Here is a 4,382-nt window from a genome sequence, read left to right on the forward strand (position 1 = left end):
GTATTTTATAGTTCTTCAGATTATTAATCTTCATTGACTGATAAATAAATACCTTCTTTTCTTCATAATTCTTTTAGAATAAAACTAAGATAAGTAGATGCCCAGATATAAGCTCACGGGTATCTACTTAAAATTTAATTACAAAAATTGTTTAAAAATTATTGACTTCTATTTGAAAAAAGGATATGATTTAAACATGTTAATATGGAACTTAAAATAAGTATTGAATAAAGTATTCTCCTTAAATTAATAAATTATAATACTAAAATTACCAGCAGATTACTATCAAGTAATAGAAAGGGGGGATGTATCTTTCTAAAAAAGTAAATTTGACTAGACTGAGTATTGTGGTGCAGAAAATATAGTTTTTGCTATGGGTAATGGGTATAAGTATTACGAATTTTAATTTTATGTTTAAAGGAGATTTTTTATTATGAAAAGATTTACCATCATTTTGTTAACGATTGTATTGCTCGTTGTAATAAGCCTCTCGGTTTTTGCTGCAGATAAGCCTAAAATTGGTTTATCATTTTCTGATTTTACTCTCGAAAGATGGGTGAGAGAAGCAGAAGAAATGACTAAGCTAGCGAATAATGCTGGTGCCGAGGTTATTGTCCAAGAGGCAAATCATGATCCAAAGATTCAGAATGACCAGATTGAGAATATGGTTCTTCAAGGGGTAGATGTTATTATTATTGTTGCAGAGGACGGTGCAGCGGCAGCAACAGCAGTAGACGCAGCATCACAAGCAGGTGTTAAATGCATAGCCTATGATAGATTAATTAAATCACCGAATGCTTCAGTTTATATTTCATTTGATAATGTTGAGGTTGGGCGAGCTGAAGCAAGAGGAGTAATAGCAGTGAAGGATAGGGGAAAATTTGCACTTCTTGGTGGAAGCCCAACAGACAATAATGCTACACTCGTTAGAAAGGGACAGATGGAAGTTCTTAAACCTTACATTGATAGTGGTCAAATCGAGGTTGTTGCTGATCAGTGGGTACCGAATTGGGATACGACTGAAGCACTGAAGATTATGGAAAATATGCTTACTGCCACAAATAACCAGATTGATGCGGTAGTCGCTTCCAATGATTCAACAGCACTTGGTGCCATTGAAGCCCTTAGGGCTCAAGGTCTGGCTGGAAAGGTCCCAATCTCCGCACAAGATGCTACAGCTGCCGGTTGTAATGCTGTAGCTAAAGGAGATCTTACAGTAACGGTATACAAAGATATTAGACTACTTGTCCCATTGTCCATTGAGATCGCTGTCAAGTTAGCAAAAGGTGAAGCGGTGGAAGGATTACAAGATTTCTCATTAGCCGAACTTACCGGAGATGCAAACCTAAAGGGATCCGTACCTTGTAGGTTCCTGGAAGTTGTAGGGGCAACCAAAGACAACCTCTATGATGTCATTGTGAAGAGTGGTTATCAATCATACGATGATGTTTATAAAGGAGTGCCCGAAGGAGATAGACCACCAAAAATCTAATGACGGAAAAAGTGCATCACAGATTTTTACTATCTGTGGTGCACTTTCTTTCATAAGTGAATACAAAAAAAGTCATCCCTTTATAGGGGGTAATCCTATTTTGAAAGATGAAACCATTTTACAAATTGAGAATGTAACAAAAGACTTTCCAGGTATCAGAGCACTATCCAATGTTTCCTTTAAAGTAAAAAAAGGGGATATTCATGGTTTGTGCGGAGAAAATGGTGCCGGGAAATCTACTTTAGTGAAGATTCTGGCTGGAGTTTATCCTCATAATACCTACCAAGGGACAATTTATTTTAATGAAAAAGAGCTAAAGTTAACTTCTTCTTCGATTGAAGAGGCAATAAGGGAAGGAATTGCCACTGTTTATCAGGAACCTGTTCTTGTTCCTCAAATGACAGTAGGGGAAAATATTTTTCTGGGAAGAGAACCGGAAGATAAAGGTATTATTAATTGGAGTAAATTATTTTCTGACACGAAAGAAATTCTTACAAAATATAAATTAAATATTCCTTTTTTTGCTAAATTATCCACGCTGAGCGTTGGACAGCAACAGATGGTTGAAATTGCTAAAGCTCTATCACAGGAGATTAAGCTTCTAATTTTGGACGAGCCCACTTCTGCCCTTACTGAGGCTGAAGTTAATTATTTAATGGAAATACTCAAGAACCTGAAAGAGAATGGAGTGACCTGTATCTATATTTCTCACAGGCTGGAGGAATTTTTTAGAATCGCGGATAATATTACCGTTCTTAGAGATGGTCTAGTCGTTGATACAGTAAGAACAGCGGATACCACCGAAGAGAAGGTCATTACCATGATGGTAGGACGCGAAATGAAAAAAAGGTTTCCTGTTAAACATTCCAGGCCGGGGGAAAAGATTTTGGAAGTGAAGGACTTATCGGTATCAGCTCAGAGTAAAACGGTAATCAAAAAGGTTTCATTCGATTTAAGAAAAGGAGAAATATTGGGGATAGCCGGACTTATGGGTTCCGGAAGAACCGAGCTTGTTACTGCACTATTTGGAGAGTATGGGCATCAGATTGCCGGAGAAATATTTTTGGAAGGAAAACCGATTAAGATTCGATCAGCAGAGGATGCGATTAATTATGGAATAAGCCTTGTTCCGGAAGATAGAAAAAAGATGGGGTTGGTATTAATTCAGGAAGTATTTAAAAATATTTCGTTGCCAAACCTTGAAAAATTTTCTAACGCATGGAGTATTGATCAGTATAAAGAATTACAGGAGTGTAAAAAATATGCTGACAATCTTAGCATTAAGACTCCTTCTCTTTTTACCATTACAGAATCTTTAAGTGGAGGTAATCAACAGAAGGTAGTTATAGCAAAGTGGTTAATGTCAAAACCGAAAATTCTTATTCTCGATGATCCGACCAGAGGGATTGATGTAGGGACTAAATATGAGATATATAACCTCATCAATAAACTTGCTGAAAATGGTGTAGGTATCATTATGATTTCTTCTGAGTTAGAAGAAGTGCTGGGAATGAGTGACCGGATCACGGTTATGCGCGAAGGAGAATGCGCTGGAACCTTAAACCGTAAAGATGCTACACAAGAAAGAATAATGGCTTTGGCTACAAATCTTAAAAGAAATGATAGGTATAATCAATGAAACAATCAAATTTTATTCGTAAGATTAAGGAAATTAAGATTGACGTTAGGGCTTATACGCTAATATTTGCCCTTATTGCTATCTGGTTACTTTTTGGTTCTTTAACTGGCGGGGTCTTCCTTTCCTCAAGAAATTTTTCAAACCTTTTAAGGCAGATGACTATCATATCGTTCCTTGCTATAGGGATGACTCCGGTAATTATCACGGGTAATATCGATCTTTCTGTGGGATCAATGACTGGCTTTATCAGTGTAATAGCTGCCTATCTACAGGCAATCTTACTTCCCACATTTCTCCCTGTACTATTTCCAACTCTTTCTATCGGATGGTTAGGTATACTGAGCACAATTATAACCATCATTACATGTCTTTTGCTGGGCCTATTGATTGGAATGGGTCAGGGCTATATTATTGCTTATGGAGGAGTACCGGCCTTTATTGTAACCTTGGGAGGAATGCTTATTCTTCGAGGAGGAATCCTTGGTGCTACTCAAGGGAAAACAATCGTTCCTATTGAAGATTCTCTAAGGTTAATGGCCCAGGGATATCTATCTAAATATCCAGGTATACTTGTAGCAATTATTGCTATAATAATTATTTTTCTGGTTACTTTGCATAGTAGAACTAAAAAGAAACAATACGGTCTTAAAACGAGATCTCTTGGTTATGATTTAGTGATAGCATCGGTGTTTTCCGCCCTTGTTTTAGCCTTCACTTTTATGATGAATAGCTATAGGGGAATACAGATCCCGGTATTAATTATGGCAATAATAGCCATATTGGTTACCTATCTGATGAATAACACTCGGTTTGGCAGGCACATATATGCTGTGGGAGGAAATAAGGAGGCAACGAAGCTTTCGGGTATAAATGTACAAGCTGTTGTTTTAAAAACTTATGCACTGATGGGTCTTCTATGTGGAGTTAGTGGAATTATTCTTACCGGTTATGTTGCCGCAGGAACCACCAGTGGTGGCATGAATTATGAACTTTCAGCTATAGGCGGTTGTGTTATGGGTGGCACAAGTTTAATGGGAAGCATTGGAACAGTCTTTGGAGCCCTAATGGGTACCCTAATTATGACAAGTCTCGAAAATGGAATGAGCGTTATGAATATGAGTGTTTTCTGGCAGTATATCGTTAAAGGCCTAATCTTAATTTTGGCAGTGTATGCAGATGTAACATCAAGGAAAAACAAGTCTTTATAAGAGCGTATTATATAGTATTATAGATATATTAGTATCAGCAAAA

Annotated in this window: 3 protein-coding genes; all 3 read left to right on the plus strand. The window is 37.1% G+C overall.

From position 1 onward, the window contains the following. The first annotated feature begins 433 nt into the window (after positions 1-433). The 3 genes from ENO17_03075 to ENO17_03085 are packed head-to-tail and all read left to right on the plus strand — an operon-like array spanning position 434 to position 4,339. Positions 434-1,492, plus strand: coding sequence for a sugar ABC transporter substrate-binding protein (locus ENO17_03075; protein HER24019.1), 1,059 nt, complete (start codon positions 434-436; stop codon positions 1,490-1,492). Further along, on the plus strand, positions 1,446-3,131 hold the full coding sequence (locus ENO17_03080; GenBank protein HER24020.1) for a sugar ABC transporter ATP-binding protein: 1,686 nt from the start codon (positions 1,446-1,448) through the stop codon (positions 3,129-3,131). The genes ENO17_03075 and ENO17_03080 overlap by 47 nt, the downstream gene beginning before the upstream one ends. Continuing rightward, a complete protein-coding gene (locus tag ENO17_03085; protein HER24021.1) occupies positions 3,128-4,339 on the plus strand; it encodes a sugar ABC transporter permease in 1,212 nt (403 codons plus the stop codon). Before ENO17_03080 ends, ENO17_03085 begins: the two co-directional genes overlap by 4 nt. Positions 4,340-4,382 lie beyond the last annotated feature (43 nt).

The sequence above is a fragment of the Candidatus Atribacteria bacterium genome, assembly GCA_011056645.1.
Taxonomy (GTDB): Bacteria; Atribacterota; Phoenicimicrobiia; order Phoenicimicrobiales; family Phoenicimicrobiaceae; genus Sediminicultor; species Sediminicultor quartus.